The following is a 15,823-nucleotide window of genomic DNA, read 5'->3' on the forward strand; positions in this document are numbered from 1 at the left end:
TTCAATTACTAGTATGCGCTATTTATTAGCCCATAAAAATTGAATTATGCAGGGCTGATATTTAAAAATAGCTTAGGTTTTTTTTAAATTATGCGTAGTTTTTAATTGGTCACCAGAAAAGTGGGCCGAGGGCGTAAAGCTAACGAGCGTAAGTATGGATTGTAGTGGGCTGACTGAAGATGTTGGGAAGAGAAGGCGAGTGGAGATTTTTGAGAGGGCTTTGCTGTTCTGTCTTCGGTCAGTTTTGCTTATCTATGGAATATAACCTGGCCACAAGGGACACTATATGGTTTCAATAGGGCCTCAAGATGCGGTGGATAATTTAGCTATCCTATGGGACCAAAAGTTGGCCAAAGCGGACAAGCTTTGATCGCAACAACATGGGGTTCACTGGGGGATTTAAAGGTGGTGGGCCCTCCGGGACTCGAACCCAGGACCTGCCGATTATGAGTCGGATGCTCTAACCAACTGAGCTAAGGGCCCACACTTTGCTTGCGGGGATCGTTGCAAGCGGTTGGGGAAAGTACAAGATTTTTCCTTTCAAATCAATGCCTTTGTGGCAGAGATTTCCTCTCGGCAGCCTTTGCCTGCCAACGTGAACTTTATCGTTTATTTTTTATACGAAATACTTGGCGGTGTATTTTAGTGTCAATGGTAAGGCGGTTGGAATTTACAGATTTCTATATTGGTACGACCGTATTATTTTAGGGTTTTAATTGGTACTGCCGTTTAGATGGGGCGGGAAGTTAAGCTTCCCGCTTTTCTCTTCGAGCTTTTACACAGATCGCGGTTAGATTGGCAGCTTGGGAATTACTATGCAGCCCCAGACAATCAGCCATGAAATAAGAGCCACGGCTACGGCGGCGGAGCCTGTGTCCTTGGCAATCTTGGCCAAAGGGTGTTTTTCTGGGCCTATGCGGTCCACGGTAGCCTCAATGGCGCTGTTGATTAGCTCAAGGGGCAGTACCACCAAGCTTACGGCGATTAATATGGCGCGCTCTGCCGGTGTATCTCCGACCCAGATGGCGAGAGGGATAATGAAGATTACGAGGATGATTTCCATACGGAAGGCTTCCTCATTACGCCAGGCGGCGGCGAGGCCTTCGCTCGAATATCTGGCGGCGGCGATCAGTCGAGCAAGGCCTTTTTTGCCCGGCTTATTGGCGACTCCTTCAGACTTTTCCGGTTTGCTGGCGACTTCTTTTTGCATATTACTCTCCTGCCATCCGTAGACCCTTGAGGGTGGTCTTTATTGTGTCACATAAAAAAGCCCGGTCGAAACCGGGCTTTTTAGTTGGCGCTTACTCGTCGAGGAAGCTCCGCAGGTGCTCCGATCGGGACGGGTGTCGCAGCTTACGCAGGGCCTTGGCCTCAATCTGTCGGATACGCTCACGGGTTACATCGAACTGCTTACCCACCTCTTCCAGAGTGTGGTCAGTGTTCATGTCAATACCAAAGCGCATACGCAGTACCTTGGCTTCACGCGCGGTCAGGCCGGAGAGCACGGAGCGGGTGGCATCATGCAGGCCGGTCTGGGTGGCGGTGTCCACCGGGGAGGACTGGTTCTGGTCTTCGATAAAGTCACCCAGGTGTGAGTCTTCGTCATCGCCGATGGGAGTCTCCATGGAGATGGGCTCTTTAGCGATCTTGAGGACTTTGCGTACCTTGTCTTCCGGCATTTCCATACGCTCGCCCAACTCTTCAGGAGTGGGTTCACGCCCCATTTCCTGCAGCATCTGGCGGCTGATACGGTTGAGCTTATTAATAGTCTCAATCATATGCACTGGAATACGGATGGTACGTGCCTGGTCAGCAATGGAGCGGGTGATCGCCTGACGAATCCACCAGGTGGCGTAGGTGGAGAACTTATAACCGCGACGGTATTCGAACTTATCCACAGCCTTCATCAGGCCGATGTTGCCCTCCTGAATCAGATCCAAGAACTGAAGGCCGCGGTTGGTGTACTTTTTGGCGATAGAAATCACCAGGCGAAGGTTGGCTTCCACCATTTCCTTCTTGGCGCGGCGAGAGCGGGCCTCACCAATGGACATACGGCGGTTGATCTCTTTGATCTGGCCTACGTCCAGTCCGGAGCGTTCCTGGCACTGGGCCAGTTTACGCTGGGCGCGTACTATATCGTCCACTACATGGCGCAGGGCGTCGGAGTAGTCGCGCTTCTTTTTGATGATCGCCGGGATCCAATCCTCATTGGTTTCGTTACCGGGGAACTCTTTGATAAAGGTCTTACGCGGCATGCGTGCACGCTTGATGCACAGGTTCATAGTGATGCGCTCTTGTCTGCGCACACTGTCGAGAATATCGCGCACTTCGCCGTAGAGCGGATCGAACTGGCGCGGTGCCAGTTTGAAGTAGCGGAAGACTTCAGCCACGGCTTCGAGGGCTTCGCCTGCTTCCTTGGAGTCGCGTCCGTGGGCGGTAATGGCTTCGTCTGCAACTTTCTGAGCAGTGATTAGCGCATTCATGCGCTCTGCCAGTTCCTCTGGGTCGAGGCCACCGGCGTTTTCCTCTTCTTCCTCTGAGGTACTGTCGTCATCCTCGTCGTCGGCAGATTCGTCATCGCTATCGCTAGTCTCACGGGATTCCGCGGCTTGGCCAGCTTGAGCACCAGGTGGTACATCTTCGGCGGGGTCGAGCCAGCCGGAAATGACATCAGGAACACGGCGCTCTTCTTTTTCGATTAGCGCGTACTCATCAATGATCTGTTGTACTGCACCTGGCCAATAGGCGAGAGCGGCCATCAGCTCACGCAGGCCCTCTTCGATACGCTTGGCAATGGCGATTTCGCCCTCGCGCGTGAGCAGCTCAACGGTGCCCATTTCGCGCATATACATGCGTACCGGATCGGTGGTGCGGCCTACATCGGATTCTACGGCGGCCAGTGCGGCTGCTGCTTCGGCTGCGGCGATCTCGTCAGCGGAGCTGTCGCCTTCAGCCATCAACAACTCTTCGGCATCTGGTGCGCTTTCGAACACCTTGATACCCATGTCGTTGATCATGCCAATAATGTCTTCCACCTGATCGGGGTCGGAAATATCTTCCGGAAGGTGGTCGTTTACCTCCGCGTAAGTGAGATAGCCCTGCTCTTTACCGCGGGCGATCAGTTCCTTAATGCGGGAGGTCTGTTGCTGGGTTTTGTCGGTCATGCACAACCCTGAATTCTGGGGATGAAAATACGGGACAAAGACGCGGGATTATAGCGTATTTGCAATAGCAATAACCACTCTAGCTGTCAAGTAACGGCGTTAGTGCGTAGTTTAGGGTGCTGGGGTTCCCGTTCCCGCCCGGCGGGGTGTGTGAATATAGTGTTGAGCCCACAGTTTTCAAGGGGTTAATGCAGATTAATTGTCTTTTCTGCGCCAGTTGGCCAAAAGCGCCAGCTGTTCTTCCTGGCTGAGCTGGGTGCCACTTTTCAGTTGGGCGAGTAAATCACGCTTACGCTGCTTGTCAGCGGTTTGTTTCAGGCGCTGCAGGCAGTCGCTGAATTCAGTTTGTGGATCGTATTCCAGGTTGCTATTGCCTTGTGCTAACTGGCGAATACTGGAGACCAGCTGGGATGCGGCGAGCTGGGCCAGGGTATCGCAGGATTCGGCACCATGATGGGCGCGCCAATAGCCAAGTAGCTGATTGAGGTTATATTCGGGGCGGTTCCTGAGTAGTTCTACCAGCTGTGCAAAGAGTGCCAGATCGGGGTCACTACTTGTCCGGAAGTGCTCCAGGTCCTTTATTTGTGCAGAAAGTTGTGGATGGTGCAGCAGAAGGGCAATAAGCATACGTTCCGGTGGCAGGCGGTATTGCCCGCTGCGTCGCAGGTTACCAGGTTCCTGTGGGGAGGCTTCCGCCAGATAGGGGGCGCGATCTCGTGGCCAGGGCTCTGGCGGAGTGCGATGCTGGGAGTCCTGATTGGGCTCTAGCGGCGCCCTATGTTCTTGTTCGGCTGTTGTTTGTTGAGGTTGGCTGTGCTGTACCTGGGTGTTGCGGGCTTTCTCCGCTTGGATAACCTCCTGCAAAGTCTCTTTGTCGAGACCTGTGCGTGAGGCGAGTTGTTGGAACATCAGTTGGCGGTAAACACCTTCTGGTAGCAAATCCAGTAGAGGAGCGGCGAGTTTGGACAGGCGCGCGCGGCCGTCCATGGTTTGTAGGTTGAGATCCTCGCTGAGCAAATCAAAGAGAAAATCTTCCAGTGGCAGGGCCTGTTCCTCCATTAGCTGCTGAAAGCGCTCTCCGCCCAGCTGGCGCACCAGGGTGTCTGGGTCCTCACCTTCCGGCAGCAACAGGAAGCGAAGGCTGCGGCCATCCTGCATTTGTGGCAGAGCAGACTCCAGGGCACGTCGCGCGGCAGTGCGGCCGGCGCGGTCGCCGTCAAAGCAGAACAGCAGCTCTGTGGTGTGGCGGAAGGCGAGTTGGATATGGTCTTCGCCACAAGCGGTCCCCAGGGTGGCGACGGCGCAACGGATATCGAACTGGGCCAGGGCCACCACATCCATATAGCCCTCTACCACAATCAGGCGTTCAAGGTTGCGATTGGCCTGACGTGCTTCCCACAGGCCGTAGAGCTCACGGCTCTTGTGGAAAATAGGGGTTTCAGGGGAGTTCAGGTACTTGGGTTTCTCATCTCCCAGTACTCGTCCACCGAAGGCGATAGCGCGTCCGCGCTGGTCGCGGATTGGGAAAATAATACGATTGCGGAAACGATCATAATGGTGGCGCGAGTTGGGCTTAGTATTGCCATCGCTATCCTGGCGGCGAATGGCCAGGCCCGCCAGTTCCAGCTGGTCCGCTTTTTCTGGAGTATCGGCCAGTGCGTTGAGCAGGTTATCCCAGCCCGGGGGCGCCAGGCCTATACCGAAGTCGCGGGCAATCTCCCCTGAAAGGCCGCGGTTGCGTAGATAAGCCACGGCATTGCCGGCGGTAGGGTGGCTGCGAAGTTGCTCGCGGTAGTAATCTGCGACTTTCTCTGTGAGTTGGTAGAGGGACTGGCTCTCTTTTTGGCGTTTCTCTTGCCCTGGTGCGAGTTGCTCCCGGGGTACCTCAAGGCCGCGGGTTGCAGCGAGTTTTTCTACCGCCTCAGGGAAGGGGAGGCGGTCGTACTCCATGAGAAAGCCAATGGCGTTGCCGTTGGCGCCGCAACCAAAGCAGTAATAGAACTGCTTGTCTGGACTTACGGTAAAAGATGGAGTTTTCTCATCGTGAAAGGGGCAGCAGGCGGAGTAGTTTTTGCCGGTTTTGCGCAATTTAACCCGGCTGTCCACCAACTCGACAATATCTGCTCTGGCGAGCAGGTCGTCGATAAAATGCTGGGGGATCTTGCTGGGCATAGTGCTTCCCGTGTGAGGATTAGCCCAGTTGGGCTTTTACCAGCTTACTTACTGCGCCCATATCTGCACGGCCCTGTACCTGGGGTTTAACCTGGGCAATAACCTTGCCCATATCAGCCATGCTGCTGGCGCCTGTGTCTTGCACAGCGGAAGAGACGATTTCGTTGATTTCAGCCTCGGTCAGCTGCTTGGGCAGGAACTCCTGGATTACCTCGATCTCAGCCTGCTCCACTGCCGCCAGCTCGGCGCGGCCTGCCTTTTCGTACTGGGCGATGGAATCGCGACGCTGTTTGGTCATCTTGTCCAGCAGGGCGAGGATGCGGGCGTCATCAAGGTCGATGCGCTCGTCGACTTCAACACGTTTAACTTCGGCATTGATCAGGCGCAGGGTAGCCAGGCGCTCTTTGTCTCGCGCTTTCATTGCGTCTTTGGTGGCCTGGGTCAGGGTTTCCTTGAGAGTGCTCATAACGAGTGTTCCGGGATTGTTGGCAATGAATTTTGGTTTCGGGTGCTTAGAATAGCTTGTCTGCTGGGCGGGGGAAAATGCGTTAGCCCAAACGCAAAACGGCGCGCGAGTATGGCTCGCACGCCGTTCTTTATAGCTCCGCTACGAGCTGAGCCCGTCCGGCCGTCTCGCTGCGACAGGCTTATGCAGCCTGCGGCTCTTAGTAGAGACGCTGGAACTTGCGATTTTCGCGCTGAAGCTTTTTAGCGTGACGCTTAACAGCGGCAGCAGCTTTGCGCTTACGAACAGCGGTGGGCTTCTCGTAGAACTCGCGACGACGTACTTCAGACAGTACGCCTGCTTTTTCACAGGAGCGCTTGAAGCGGCGCAGGGCGATATCGAAAGGTTCGTTGTCTTTAATTCGTACAGAGGGCATTAGGATACCTGTTAAAATTCGTTTCTCTCGGCCATTCCGGCAATGCTCTCGCAGTTGCATCCGGTGGCCGGTTCACAGCGAGGGCGCAAATTCTAAACACTCCCCTACGGGATCGCAACCCCATTTTCAAGTATGATAACGGCCCCTCGAAGCAGTCACGAGTGTGAGATCAAGTGCGCGTCCTCGGTATAGAAACTTCCTGCGATGAAACTGGCGTAGCTATCTACGATTCAGAATCCGGCCTGCTAGGCCATGCCCTGTTCAGCCAAGTGGATCTGCATGCAGATTATGGTGGTGTGGTACCGGAGCTGGCGAGTCGCGATCATGTGCGCAAGCTGCTACCCCTGGTGCGCCAGGTAATGGCCAAGACCAATACCAAGCCCTCTGACCTGGATGGCGTAGCTTATACCGCGGGGCCTGGTTTGGTTGGTGCCCTAATGGTAGGTGCCTGTGCTGGCCGCTCCTTAGCATATGGTTGGGATGTTCCAGCGGTGGCGGTGCATCATATGGAAGGGCATCTATTAGCACCCATGTTGGAGGAAAACCCTCCGGCCTTTCCTTTTGTCGCCTTGCTGGTTTCCGGCGGACACACCCAGCTGGTGGAAGTGCGTGGTCTTGGTGACTACGAACTGATGGGGGAGTCCCTGGATGATGCCGCCGGTGAAGCCTTCGATAAGGCCGCTAAAATGCTCGACCTGGATTACCCAGGCGGCCCGCGTTTGGCTGCCCTGGCGGAGAAAGGTGACTCCAAACGCTTTACCTTCCCGCGCCCCATGACTGATCGGCCAGGGCTGGACTTCAGTTTTTCAGGTCTTAAAACCTTCACTCTGACTACCGTGCGCCAGCACGCCCTCGAAGATGGCTTGCCGGATGAGCAAACCTGCGCGGATATCGCTGCGGCCTTTCAAGAGGCCGTAGTGGATACCCTGGTGATTAAGTGTCGGCGCGCCATTAAGGCCTCCGGTTATAAAACCCTGGTGATTGCCGGTGGGGTTTCCGCAAATAAACAGCTGCGCGAGCGCCTGGAAACAAGTCTGAGCAAGGACGGTGCCAGTGTCTATTATCCGCGCCATGAATTTTGTACCGATAACGGCGCCATGATTGCCTATGCCGGTAGTTTGCGTTTAAAAGTCGGGGAGCAGACTGATTTAGCCGTGGATGTGCGCCCGCGCTGGCCTATGACAGAATTGCCCAAGACCGAACTTTAAAAATCCCAGGAGCAGCCTGGCAGTTAAAAAGAAAAGAGCCAATAAATGGATATTGTTTATATACGGGATTTAAAAGTGAATACCATTATTGGTATTTACGATTGGGAGCGGGAAGTGCGCCAGACCGTCAGCCTCGATCTGGAGATGGCTTTCGATATCAGTGAGGCGGCACGCACAGATAATATCGAGTACACACTTAACTATAAGGCGGTAGCCAAGCGCTTGATTGCCTTTATTGAAAGCAGTGAGTTCCTGTTGGTGGAGACCATGGCGGAGCAGGCTGCGGCAATTGTCAGGGAAGAGTTTTCAGTAAGCTGGCTGCGACTGCGTTTGTCCAAGCCGGGTGCGGTCAGGGGGTCCAGGGATGTGGGTGTCATTATTGAGCGTGGCGAAAGGCCAGCAAAAGGTGCAGCAGCGATGTCTGCGGGAGTGTAAACGTGGCTCAGGTGTATCTCAGCCTCGGCAGTAATATCAATCGCGCGCAACATATTCGCGCGGCTCTGGATGCCCTGGCCGGGCAGTTTGGCGAATTACAGGTGTCCCGGGTCTTCGAGAGTGAGGCGGTGGGTTTCCTGGGCGATAATTTTTACAACTTGGTAGTGGGGCTGCAAACTAACCTGCCGGTAGGGCAGCTGGCTCTTTGTTTGCGCGGTATCGAAGATGCCAATGGCCGCCTGCGCTCCGGACCCAAGTTCAGCGCGCGTACCCTGGATATTGATATTCTCACCTATGATCACCTGACCGGGATTGTCGACGGGGTAAAATTGCCACGGGGTGAGATTGTAAAAAACGCCTTTGTTTTGCAGCCTCTGGCAGAGATAGCACCGGAAGTACCGCACCCTGTTGAGCAAAAGACTTACCGGCAGCTTTGGGATGAGTACGATCAGGCTTCGCAGAAATTGTGGCCGGTAGAATTTATTTGGCCGTGATTCCAAAAAATTTTTAAAAAATGTAGATAAAAAAGCAGCCTTTAGAGGCTGCTTTTTTTGTCAGTAAAAATTAACTCAGGCTCATTAGCGCCTCTTTTGTAAACGGAGTGATTTCCTCCGCACGATCTTCACGTACCTTGGCGAACCAGTGTGGGTCCTGTAGTAGTGCACGGCCAACGGCAATCAGATCGAACTCCTGGTTGTCCATACGGCGGGTCAGTTCGCCTAGATCGGTAGGGTTGGCAGTACCGCCCATGCCCTGGTTGTTGCCGCCGATAAAATCATCGTCGAGGCCGACACTGCCGACGGAAATTACCGGTTTTCCAGTCAGCTCCTTGGTCCAGCCTGCCAGGTTGAGATCAGAGCCCTCGAACTCCGGCACCCAGAAGCGTCTTGAAGAAGCGTGGAAAATATCAACGCCAGCTTCAACCAGCGGTGTCAGGAAGCGTTTCAGTTCTTCCGGGTTTTGCGCCAACTTGGCTTCGTAATCCTGCTGCTTCCATTGGGAGTAGCGCAGCACTATGGCGAAATCTTCGCCTACGGCTTCACGTACCGCTTTGATAATTTCCACTGCAAAGCGGGTGCGATTTTCGATGGAGCCACCGTACTCGTCATCGCGTTGGTTGGTACCTTCCCAGAAAAACTGGTCGATCAGGTAGCCGTGGGCGCCGTGAATCTCTACACCGTCAAACCCAATTTCCTTGGCTGCTTTTGCCGCGTCCGCAAAAGCTTGTACAACTTCCTGGATGTCCTCTTTGCTCATCGCCTGGCCATTGGGCTTGCCAGGTTTGAATAGGCCTGAGGGGGAGTAGCCGGGTACTGATTTATCCGGGCCTATGCCCTCTTTGCGCACGGAACCTACGTGCCACAACTGTGGGATAATCTGGCCACCGGCAGCGTGTACTTCGTCTACCACTTTTTTCCAGCCGGCGAGAGCGGCTTCACCGTAGATTGCCGGTACATTCTCGTAGCCGTTTGCGGCTTTATGATTAACGAAGGTGCCTTCGGTAATAATTAGTCCCACTTCACCTTCAGCTCGGCGGCGGTAATAGCCGGCCACCTGGTCATTGGCTGAATAGCCCGGTGACATAGTGCGGGTCATGGGGGCCATTGCGACCCGGTTGCGCAGCTTTAGGGATTTATGCTCGAAAGGACGCAGTAGGTTGTCCAGGGAACCACTCATATTTCTCTCCTGAATGTCTCGATTCAACACTGGGACTCACTGGTCCCACTAGGTCACAATTAAAACGGTTGCGTTATAAGACCTTATTTTAAGGTTGAGTTCAATATCTGGTTTCGTATTGCAACTCTTTTGCCGGTATACTGGCTAGGGAGCCTCTGAATAACTCCGTAATGCCTCTGCGGGCCATGAAGGCTGCAGATGTTAGGCGCAGCTCGCCGCGAATGGCTCAGTCCTTTGCAAGAGCTGCAACGCAGCAGCTGTGGCCTTCAAGGCCCGCCCTTCGGGGCTTGCAGAGCGATTCACACTCCGCGTTGCGACTTCTTGAAAGGTCTAGACATTCCTGTGAAGCCGCGCCTTGATTGTGAACCGCTCTGCATGCCAGAGGTATCACGGAGTTATTCAGAGGCTCCCTATATGTCACGTAAACGCTTTGATGATCTTGATTGCTCCCTGGCTTGCGCCCTGAATGAGGTGGGGGACTGGTGGTCCCTGCTGATAATTAAGCAGGCGATGCTGGGTACCCGTCGTTTTGTGGACTTCCAAAGAAACCTGGGAATCGCCAAGAATATCCTTGTGGATCGGTTATCCCGTCTGGTGGATAACGAGGTGCTGGTGCGCTTTGATGCGGGTGAGCACGGCACACGCTACGAGTACCGCTTAACGGAAAAAGGTCGCGACCTGTTTACGGTGGTAATCGCCCTGCGCCAGTGGAATCTGCGCTGGAATGGCAATAAAGACGGCGTGCATCTGGTCGATAAAAACAGCGGCGAACCTATCCCTGAAATGGTTGTGCAGAATGCCCAAGGGCAAAAACTCAGTATTCGCGATGTATTATTTGTGGATGAAAATGGCCAGCCGCTAGAGCAGGCTGGCTAGCTGGCTTTTTGAGGGGCTCTATCAATCCTGGCTCTTGGACAGCAGTCTGATTATGTCCAGAGCCCTGCCCGGCTCCCAGCGCATAGCAGAGACAACGCCGTGCATGGCCAGTAGGCGCTGGTCTATTTCCCCTTTCTCTTGAAGTTCCTGTAATTTCTCTGCGGCCTCGGTAAAGCCGTGCTTCTCATAAGTGAGTAGTAATTTGACGGTCTGCTCCACCGGGGTGACTTGGCGTGGAACTGGGGTATACCCCATCGCCCTTACCATACTCTCAGCCGCCAGCCAGGTGGACCAGGGGTTTTGTCCGGTAATAAGCTGGCCATCCACGCTGACTTGTTCCAGGTAAGTGGGCCCAGCCTGGAACACCGCGCCTTGCTTACGTAAGCGATCCTCCAGCAGGAATGGAAATCGTTGCTTGGCGTCGGGAATAAGAAAAAGCTCCTCTTCGTTAGTAAAAGCACTAATCTGCCGATCGGCGATCAAGGGCTCGCCATTATCCAGGGTGACATTGGCAAGGGCTGCTGGCCCGTGGCAAACCGCTCCGATAATTTTGCCGCTGCTATAGATTTCCCGCACCAGGGACTGGATATGGGGATTGTCGGGGAAATCGAACATGGTGCCTTTACCGCCGACAAAAAATATTGCCCGATAATCCTCTGCCGATACCTGATCGATAGGAATACTGTTATTGACCTTTTGTTGTGCCTCCGGGTCATTGAGAAAGGCATAGTCGAAAGGCCCAAGGTCATCTTTATCGATCACCGCAGGCGGTTTGCCGCCTCTGGGACTGGCAATATCGACAATAAATCCGTTGGCCGAAAAGATGTAATAGGGGCGTGCCAGTTCCGTTAACTCATAACCAGTAGCCTTGCCACTATCTCCCATCGTTTCAGTACTGGTGACAACAGCTAAGATTTTTCCTCGGCTTTCCCTGGGTAATTGTTGTAAATACGGTAGATCACTGACCGTCGTAGTGGAAAAGTCCTGCTCTTGGGGTGGAATTAGGCCCTTAATCCAAATAATAAAACCAAAAAATACCGACAAAGTCAGTGCCAGGGAAATAACAATTTTCTTCAACATATTAATCTCCAAAATTGCGGTAGCAGACGGAAAATCTTCTAGTGAGTTCGTAGGAGAATAAGGGGTGGAAGGTGAAATTCAGGTGAGATGGTAGTTGCTAAATAGGAAGAAAGAATAAACTGCACTCGGGATCGTATAAGGCATGGGTGCCAATTCACTGTGCGTCTCGAGCGCAGTATGTTTTTGCGGTAAAAATCTGGACCTTAGAAAATTACTGTGTAAAAGACAGAGCACACTGATAAATATTTTTTCGACATTTGACGGCGATGGTCCAATTTAAGGCTTCACAGATTCTCTTGGCCAGGAAAAGGCCTTGACCTATACCGTCACTGCCCTCCCTCTTTTGGCCGGGCAAGAGGGAGGTTTCTAAATCTAATTGGTTGTCTGTGGCGTTCTCAAAAAAGAGTGTGTTCCCCTTATAGGTAATAACCAATTTAGGGTTGGAGGCGTGCTGTAATGCATTGCTGATTAAGTTATCGACTAGCAGACTTACCAGGTGTCGATTGGCCAGGACTCTGACTTTGTGTCCTAACTTTAAATCAACATGAAACTGCTTTTGTACAATTACCTGGTGTTGAACTAAAAGACGCTCCTCCAGTAAAGCACGCAATGGGATATCTTCCGACTGTAGAGATTCTGAGCGGGCGAGGGCCAATAGTGTCTTAACAGTTTTTTCCATACCGGCAACAGTTTCTAATAGCTCATTTTTCTCAGCTTTAGTCATTTCCCGATTTTGACTGAGAGCCAGTGTGCTTTTCAGAATGGTTAGCCCGGTGCGCAACTCATGGCTCGTATCCCGGGTAAACTCGGTTTCCCTGCGCAATGTCAGCTTGAGCTGGTTAAGTGTATCTTGCAACGTACTTGCGAGATAACCGATTTCATCTTGTTCATTGTTATAGGGCAGGGAAATTTGAGAATCGCAGTTTCTCTGCCGCTTAACCGCTTTAGCCAGGGTTACTACAGGTGCGATGGTTTTACGGGAAATACGATAAGCACAATAGAGGGCTAAGAGTAGGGTCAAGATACAGGCGCCGGCAAAGAGCCAGAGAAGTTGCGAGGATTGCCGCGTAACAGTGAGTAATTCACTGACTTCAGCTACGAGAACGGCGGAATCGTTGTCCGGAAAATGTACTCTGCGCAGATGGAAGTGATGTTCCGTATCACTAAACCATTCTGCCTTTTCTGCATGGCTTGGTAGGGCAGTGCGCAGTTCAGTAGGAATTACTTTGCTTTCAGTGTATAGCGTTAAATAGGGTAGGCGTGGCTCTGGGATTGTTTTAGCCTGTTTTGCCTGCTGTTCGAGGTAGCGGACTTCCCCGACCAATAAGTTATCGAGTAAATGGTCTTCAATTACATAGGCCACCATCATACAGATGGCAAAAAACACCAAACATAGCAGCAGGGTAAAACTGCCAAAAATAGCGAAGACCTTCCTCTGTAAATTACTGGTTTCGCGCATTGGGAATTTCCAACTGATAACCGAGATTGGTGATAGTTTTCAACATGGGAACCAGGAAAGGCTTATCCAATGTTTGGCGAAGACTATAAATGTGGGATTTTAAGGCGTCTGTTTCTGGGGGTTCGTCACCCCAAATATGGTGGATGATTGCCGAGCGGCTTACTGGTGCTGGCGACGCCTGGGCGAGCATAGTGAGAATGCGAAAACCGATAGTTGTCAGGGGCAGAGGTTGTTTATCCCGGTAGGCGGTTTGCTGGCGCTGGTTTATCTGTAAATCACCCACCTTGATTTCTTCACTGGTATGCAGCTGGTGTCTACGTGCCAGGGCGCGGCATCTCAGTATCAGTTCCCTTGGTTCGAAGGGCTTACATAAGTAGTCATCGGCACCGATACCAAATCCGCGTTCTTTATCTGCGAGAGCATCGCGGGCAGTTAACATCAGAATTGGCATGTTAACTGGCGCTTGTGCCTTGATCTTTTCACAGACCTCCAAGCCGTCTATATCCGGCAGGCCCAGGTCGAGAATAATCAGGTCGAAGATTTGTTCCAGGGCCAGCTGTAAGCCCTGGCGACCCCGGTGGGCATAATCTATCTGCCAGCCCTCAGCGTGCAGGAATTCGGCAAGCTGGCGGGCGATAGTGGGGTTATCTTCAATCAACAAAATCTTCAGTGAGCGCACCGGCAAATCTCTTTTGGCAGAGGAAGTTACAAAACATTCTGACAGAGTGCCGGTGAAATTGAAGTGAAGCCCCGTTGTTGGACTGTTTATTGGTTGGACTGCTCTAGATATTGAGGTTACGGCCGCCGTCAACAGCAATAATCTGGCCGTTGATATAGGGGGCGTCACAGACCAGGAAGCGCACGGTTTTGGCGATATCGCTGGGGTCACCGGTTCGGGCCAAAGGAATGCGCTGGGTGATCTGTGCTTTCTTGGCTTCGTTAGTTGCCTCTTGCTCTGGCCAAAGAATGGCACCGGGGGCGACTGCATTGACCCGGACCTGGGGAGACAGCTCCAGAGCGAGGCTTTTTGTCAGCATTACCAGCCCAGCCTTGGCGGCGCAGTAAATAGTGTGCTCGGGCATCGGGCGCTCGGCGTGGATATCCGCCATATTAACAACGCAGCCCTGTTGTTGGCTGAGTGTTTCTTTCAGGGCCTGAATGAGAAAGAAGGGGACTTTGAGGTTGCTGCCTACCAGCCGATCCCAGTCCTCCTCGGTCGCCTTTCCCACAGGTGTGGGGTGAAATGCTGAGGCATTGTTGACCAGAACATCGATACCGCCCCAGGCCTCTTGTGCGCGCTGGGCCAGATTGGAACAGGCTTCGGCGCTATTCAATTCACTGTGCAACGCTATGGCAGAGTTGGGGCGAAGTCGGTTCAGCTCGTTTGCCAGGGCCTTGGCTGCATCAGCCGAGTTGCGATAGTGAATAACAACCCTGTGATCTCTATGCAGCTCTTTGGTAATAGCACGGCCCAAGCGTGCGGCAGCACCGGTAATCAACACATTACGCAATGTAATTATCCTTTATTTTGGCGATTGCCTTGATGCGCTCCCGGTCCAGTGCCTGCCCCAGCTTCGCACCCTGGTAGCCCTGTTTAATCAACTCCTCGGCAGTTACCGCCGATGCTGCTTCGCGAGCGGCACGTAAAAAGTCCACTTGTGGATAATCTCTATTCTCCAGCCCCTCACGACCCCGGGCATCTGCCTCGCAGGCGCGTAGAAAGTTTTCAAATCGCTCGGGACGTCGCAAGGCATCCAGACTGCGGATCATTTTCATAATGGTCTGTGGGCGCAATTCGAAGGCCCTGTGGCAATGCAGGTGGTATTCACAGACCCCGATAGCCAGTGCAGTCAGGTCTTTTGGGGTACGCCAGCGCTCACAGACGGCCTTTACCAGGGGCACGCCGGCGGATTCGTGGCCGTGGTGGCTAGGGAGAATCTCTTCGGGAGTTAACCCCTTGCCTAAGTCGTGCAGTAAGACTGCGAATCGTACTGGTAGCTCGGCAGGGGCGTTGTTAAGTGCCAGTAAAACATGCTCACCAGTATCCACTTCAGGGTGATGCTCTGGTGGTTGGGGGACACCGAACAGGTTCTCCAGCTCAGGAAGCAGGATGGACAGGGCGCGGCACTCCCTCAGTACCTGAATGAAGACATCGGGGTCGGGCTCGGTAAGGGCGCGGCTTACTTCCTTCCAGATTCGCTCCGCTACCAGATATTCAACCTCTCCAGCCTCGACCATTTGGCGCATAAGCGCCATTGTCTCCGATGCAACAGTAAATCCAAGGTGGTGGTAGCGCGCCGCAAAACGGGCTACACGCAGGATGCGCAACGGATCTTCGGCGAATGCTGTGGATACATGGCGAAGTAGCCGTGCTTCTAGATCGGCTTGCCCACCGTAAGGATCAATCAGGGCACCATCCTCTGATTCAGCGATCGCGTTGATAGTAAGGTCGCGGCGTTGCAGGTCCTCTTCAAGAGTAATGCTGGCATCCGTATTTACGGAGAAGCCACCGTAGCCGCGTCCGCTCTTACGCTCTGTTCGCGCGAGTGCATACTCCTCGCCGGTCTCCGGGTGTAGAAAAACGGGGAAATCTTTTCCTACAGGATGGAATCCAAGATTCAACATCTGTTCTGGACTACCCCCAACTACCACCCAGTCGTGCTCGGTTACAGGGCGTTTAAGTAATTTGTCGCGTACTGCGCCACCAACGAGATAGGTCTTCAATAGAATCGCTCCAAGGCTGGAGAAACCGGTTTCCCGGTGAAGAGTTGCACTGCCATAAATCCATTGGTTCCGGCACTGCCCATTAAACAGGATATTGGGCAGGAATTTCAGGGAAGGTAGGAGTGAGATTTTGGCAAGATAAAAAAA

General features: G+C 53.1%; 15 protein-coding genes and 1 tRNA gene. 4 read left to right on the forward strand and 12 right to left on the reverse strand.

Going from position 1 to position 15,823, the window contains the following annotated elements; genetic code table 11:
• Positions 1-406: 406 nt before the first annotated feature.
• From ACJJI7_RS08720 to rpsU, 6 genes are all read right to left on the reverse strand, one after another.
• Positions 407-483, reverse strand: a tRNA-Ile gene (locus tag ACJJI7_RS08720).
• A gap of 307 nt (positions 484-790) precedes the next feature.
• Positions 791-1,210 (reverse strand): diacylglycerol kinase, encoded by a 420-nt coding sequence (locus tag ACJJI7_RS08725; RefSeq protein WP_353377074.1) that lies wholly within the window; start codon positions 1,208-1,210, stop codon positions 791-793.
• Between the two features lie 91 nt (positions 1,211-1,301).
• The gene (rpoD, locus tag ACJJI7_RS08730; protein WP_020411533.1) at positions 1,302-3,164 is read right to left on the reverse strand and encodes an RNA polymerase sigma factor RpoD; all 1,863 of its coding nucleotides are present in this window, start codon (positions 3,162-3,164) and stop codon (positions 1,302-1,304) included.
• A 195-nt stretch (positions 3,165-3,359) separates the two neighbouring features.
• A complete protein-coding gene (gene dnaG, locus ACJJI7_RS08735) occupies positions 3,360-5,336 on the reverse strand; it encodes a DNA primase (RefSeq protein WP_282951785.1) in 1,977 nt (658 codons plus the stop codon).
• Positions 5,337-5,355: 19 nt separating this feature from the next.
• The gene (locus ACJJI7_RS08740; RefSeq protein WP_020411531.1) at positions 5,356-5,802 is read right to left on the reverse strand and encodes a GatB/YqeY domain-containing protein; all 447 of its coding nucleotides are present in this window, start codon (positions 5,800-5,802) and stop codon (positions 5,356-5,358) included.
• 199 nt (positions 5,803-6,001) lie between these two features.
• Positions 6,002-6,217 (reverse strand): 30S ribosomal protein S21, encoded by a 216-nt coding sequence (gene rpsU, locus ACJJI7_RS08745; protein ID WP_020411530.1) that lies wholly within the window; start codon positions 6,215-6,217, stop codon positions 6,002-6,004.
• Positions 6,218-6,390: 173 nt separating this feature from the next.
• Between rpsU and tsaD the strand changes: the two genes are divergently transcribed.
• From tsaD to folK, 3 genes are read left to right on the forward strand one after another with little or no spacing between them, the layout of a single operon-like run.
• Positions 6,391-7,425 (forward strand): tRNA (adenosine(37)-N6)-threonylcarbamoyltransferase complex transferase subunit TsaD, encoded by a 1,035-nt coding sequence (gene tsaD / locus ACJJI7_RS08750; RefSeq protein WP_020411529.1) that lies wholly within the window; start codon positions 6,391-6,393, stop codon positions 7,423-7,425.
• A 45-nt stretch (positions 7,426-7,470) separates the two neighbouring features.
• Positions 7,471-7,860: a dihydroneopterin aldolase gene (folB, locus tag ACJJI7_RS08755; RefSeq protein ID WP_020411528.1), complete on the forward strand. Its 390-nt coding sequence runs from the start codon at positions 7,471-7,473 to the stop codon at positions 7,858-7,860.
• Positions 7,861-7,862: 2 nt separating this feature from the next.
• Positions 7,863-8,354, forward strand: coding sequence for a 2-amino-4-hydroxy-6-hydroxymethyldihydropteridine diphosphokinase (gene folK / locus ACJJI7_RS08760; protein WP_282951784.1), 492 nt, complete (start codon positions 7,863-7,865; stop codon positions 8,352-8,354).
• A gap of 70 nt (positions 8,355-8,424) precedes the next feature.
• On the opposite strand, the gene ACJJI7_RS08765 is transcribed toward folK, so the two are convergent.
• Positions 8,425-9,537 (reverse strand): NADH:flavin oxidoreductase, encoded by a 1,113-nt coding sequence (locus ACJJI7_RS08765; protein ID WP_282951783.1) that lies wholly within the window; start codon positions 9,535-9,537, stop codon positions 8,425-8,427.
• Positions 9,538-9,951: 414 nt separating this feature from the next.
• On the opposite strand from ACJJI7_RS08765, the gene ACJJI7_RS08770 reads away from it, so the two are divergent.
• Complete coding sequence (locus ACJJI7_RS08770; RefSeq protein ID WP_026304897.1) at positions 9,952-10,413, forward strand: winged helix-turn-helix transcriptional regulator; 462 nt, start codon at positions 9,952-9,954, stop codon at positions 10,411-10,413.
• Positions 10,414-10,434: 21 nt separating this feature from the next.
• On the opposite strand, the gene ACJJI7_RS08775 is transcribed toward ACJJI7_RS08770, so the two are convergent.
• The 5 genes from ACJJI7_RS08775 to ACJJI7_RS08795 form a co-directional block, all read right to left on the reverse strand.
• Positions 10,435-11,493 (reverse strand): type 1 glutamine amidotransferase domain-containing protein, encoded by a 1,059-nt coding sequence (locus tag ACJJI7_RS08775; protein ID WP_020411524.1) that lies wholly within the window; start codon positions 11,491-11,493, stop codon positions 10,435-10,437.
• A gap of 211 nt (positions 11,494-11,704) precedes the next feature.
• On the reverse strand, positions 11,705-12,952 hold the full coding sequence (locus ACJJI7_RS08780) for a sensor histidine kinase (RefSeq protein WP_444902303.1): 1,248 nt from the start codon (positions 12,950-12,952) through the stop codon (positions 11,705-11,707).
• On the reverse strand, positions 12,936-13,631 hold the full coding sequence (locus ACJJI7_RS08785) for a response regulator transcription factor (RefSeq protein ID WP_444902302.1): 696 nt from the start codon (positions 13,629-13,631) through the stop codon (positions 12,936-12,938). Before ACJJI7_RS08785 ends, ACJJI7_RS08780 begins: the two co-directional genes overlap by 17 nt.
• A 103-nt stretch (positions 13,632-13,734) precedes the next feature.
• Complete coding sequence (locus ACJJI7_RS08790; RefSeq protein ID WP_342664441.1) at positions 13,735-14,454, reverse strand: pteridine reductase; 720 nt, start codon at positions 14,452-14,454, stop codon at positions 13,735-13,737.
• 1 nt (position 14,455) lies between these two features.
• Positions 14,456-15,676, reverse strand: coding sequence for a multifunctional CCA addition/repair protein (locus tag ACJJI7_RS08795; protein WP_444902301.1), 1,221 nt, complete (start codon positions 15,674-15,676; stop codon positions 14,456-14,458).
• Between the last annotated feature and the right edge of the window lie 147 nt (positions 15,677-15,823).

Source organism: Microbulbifer variabilis (genome assembly GCF_056232115.1).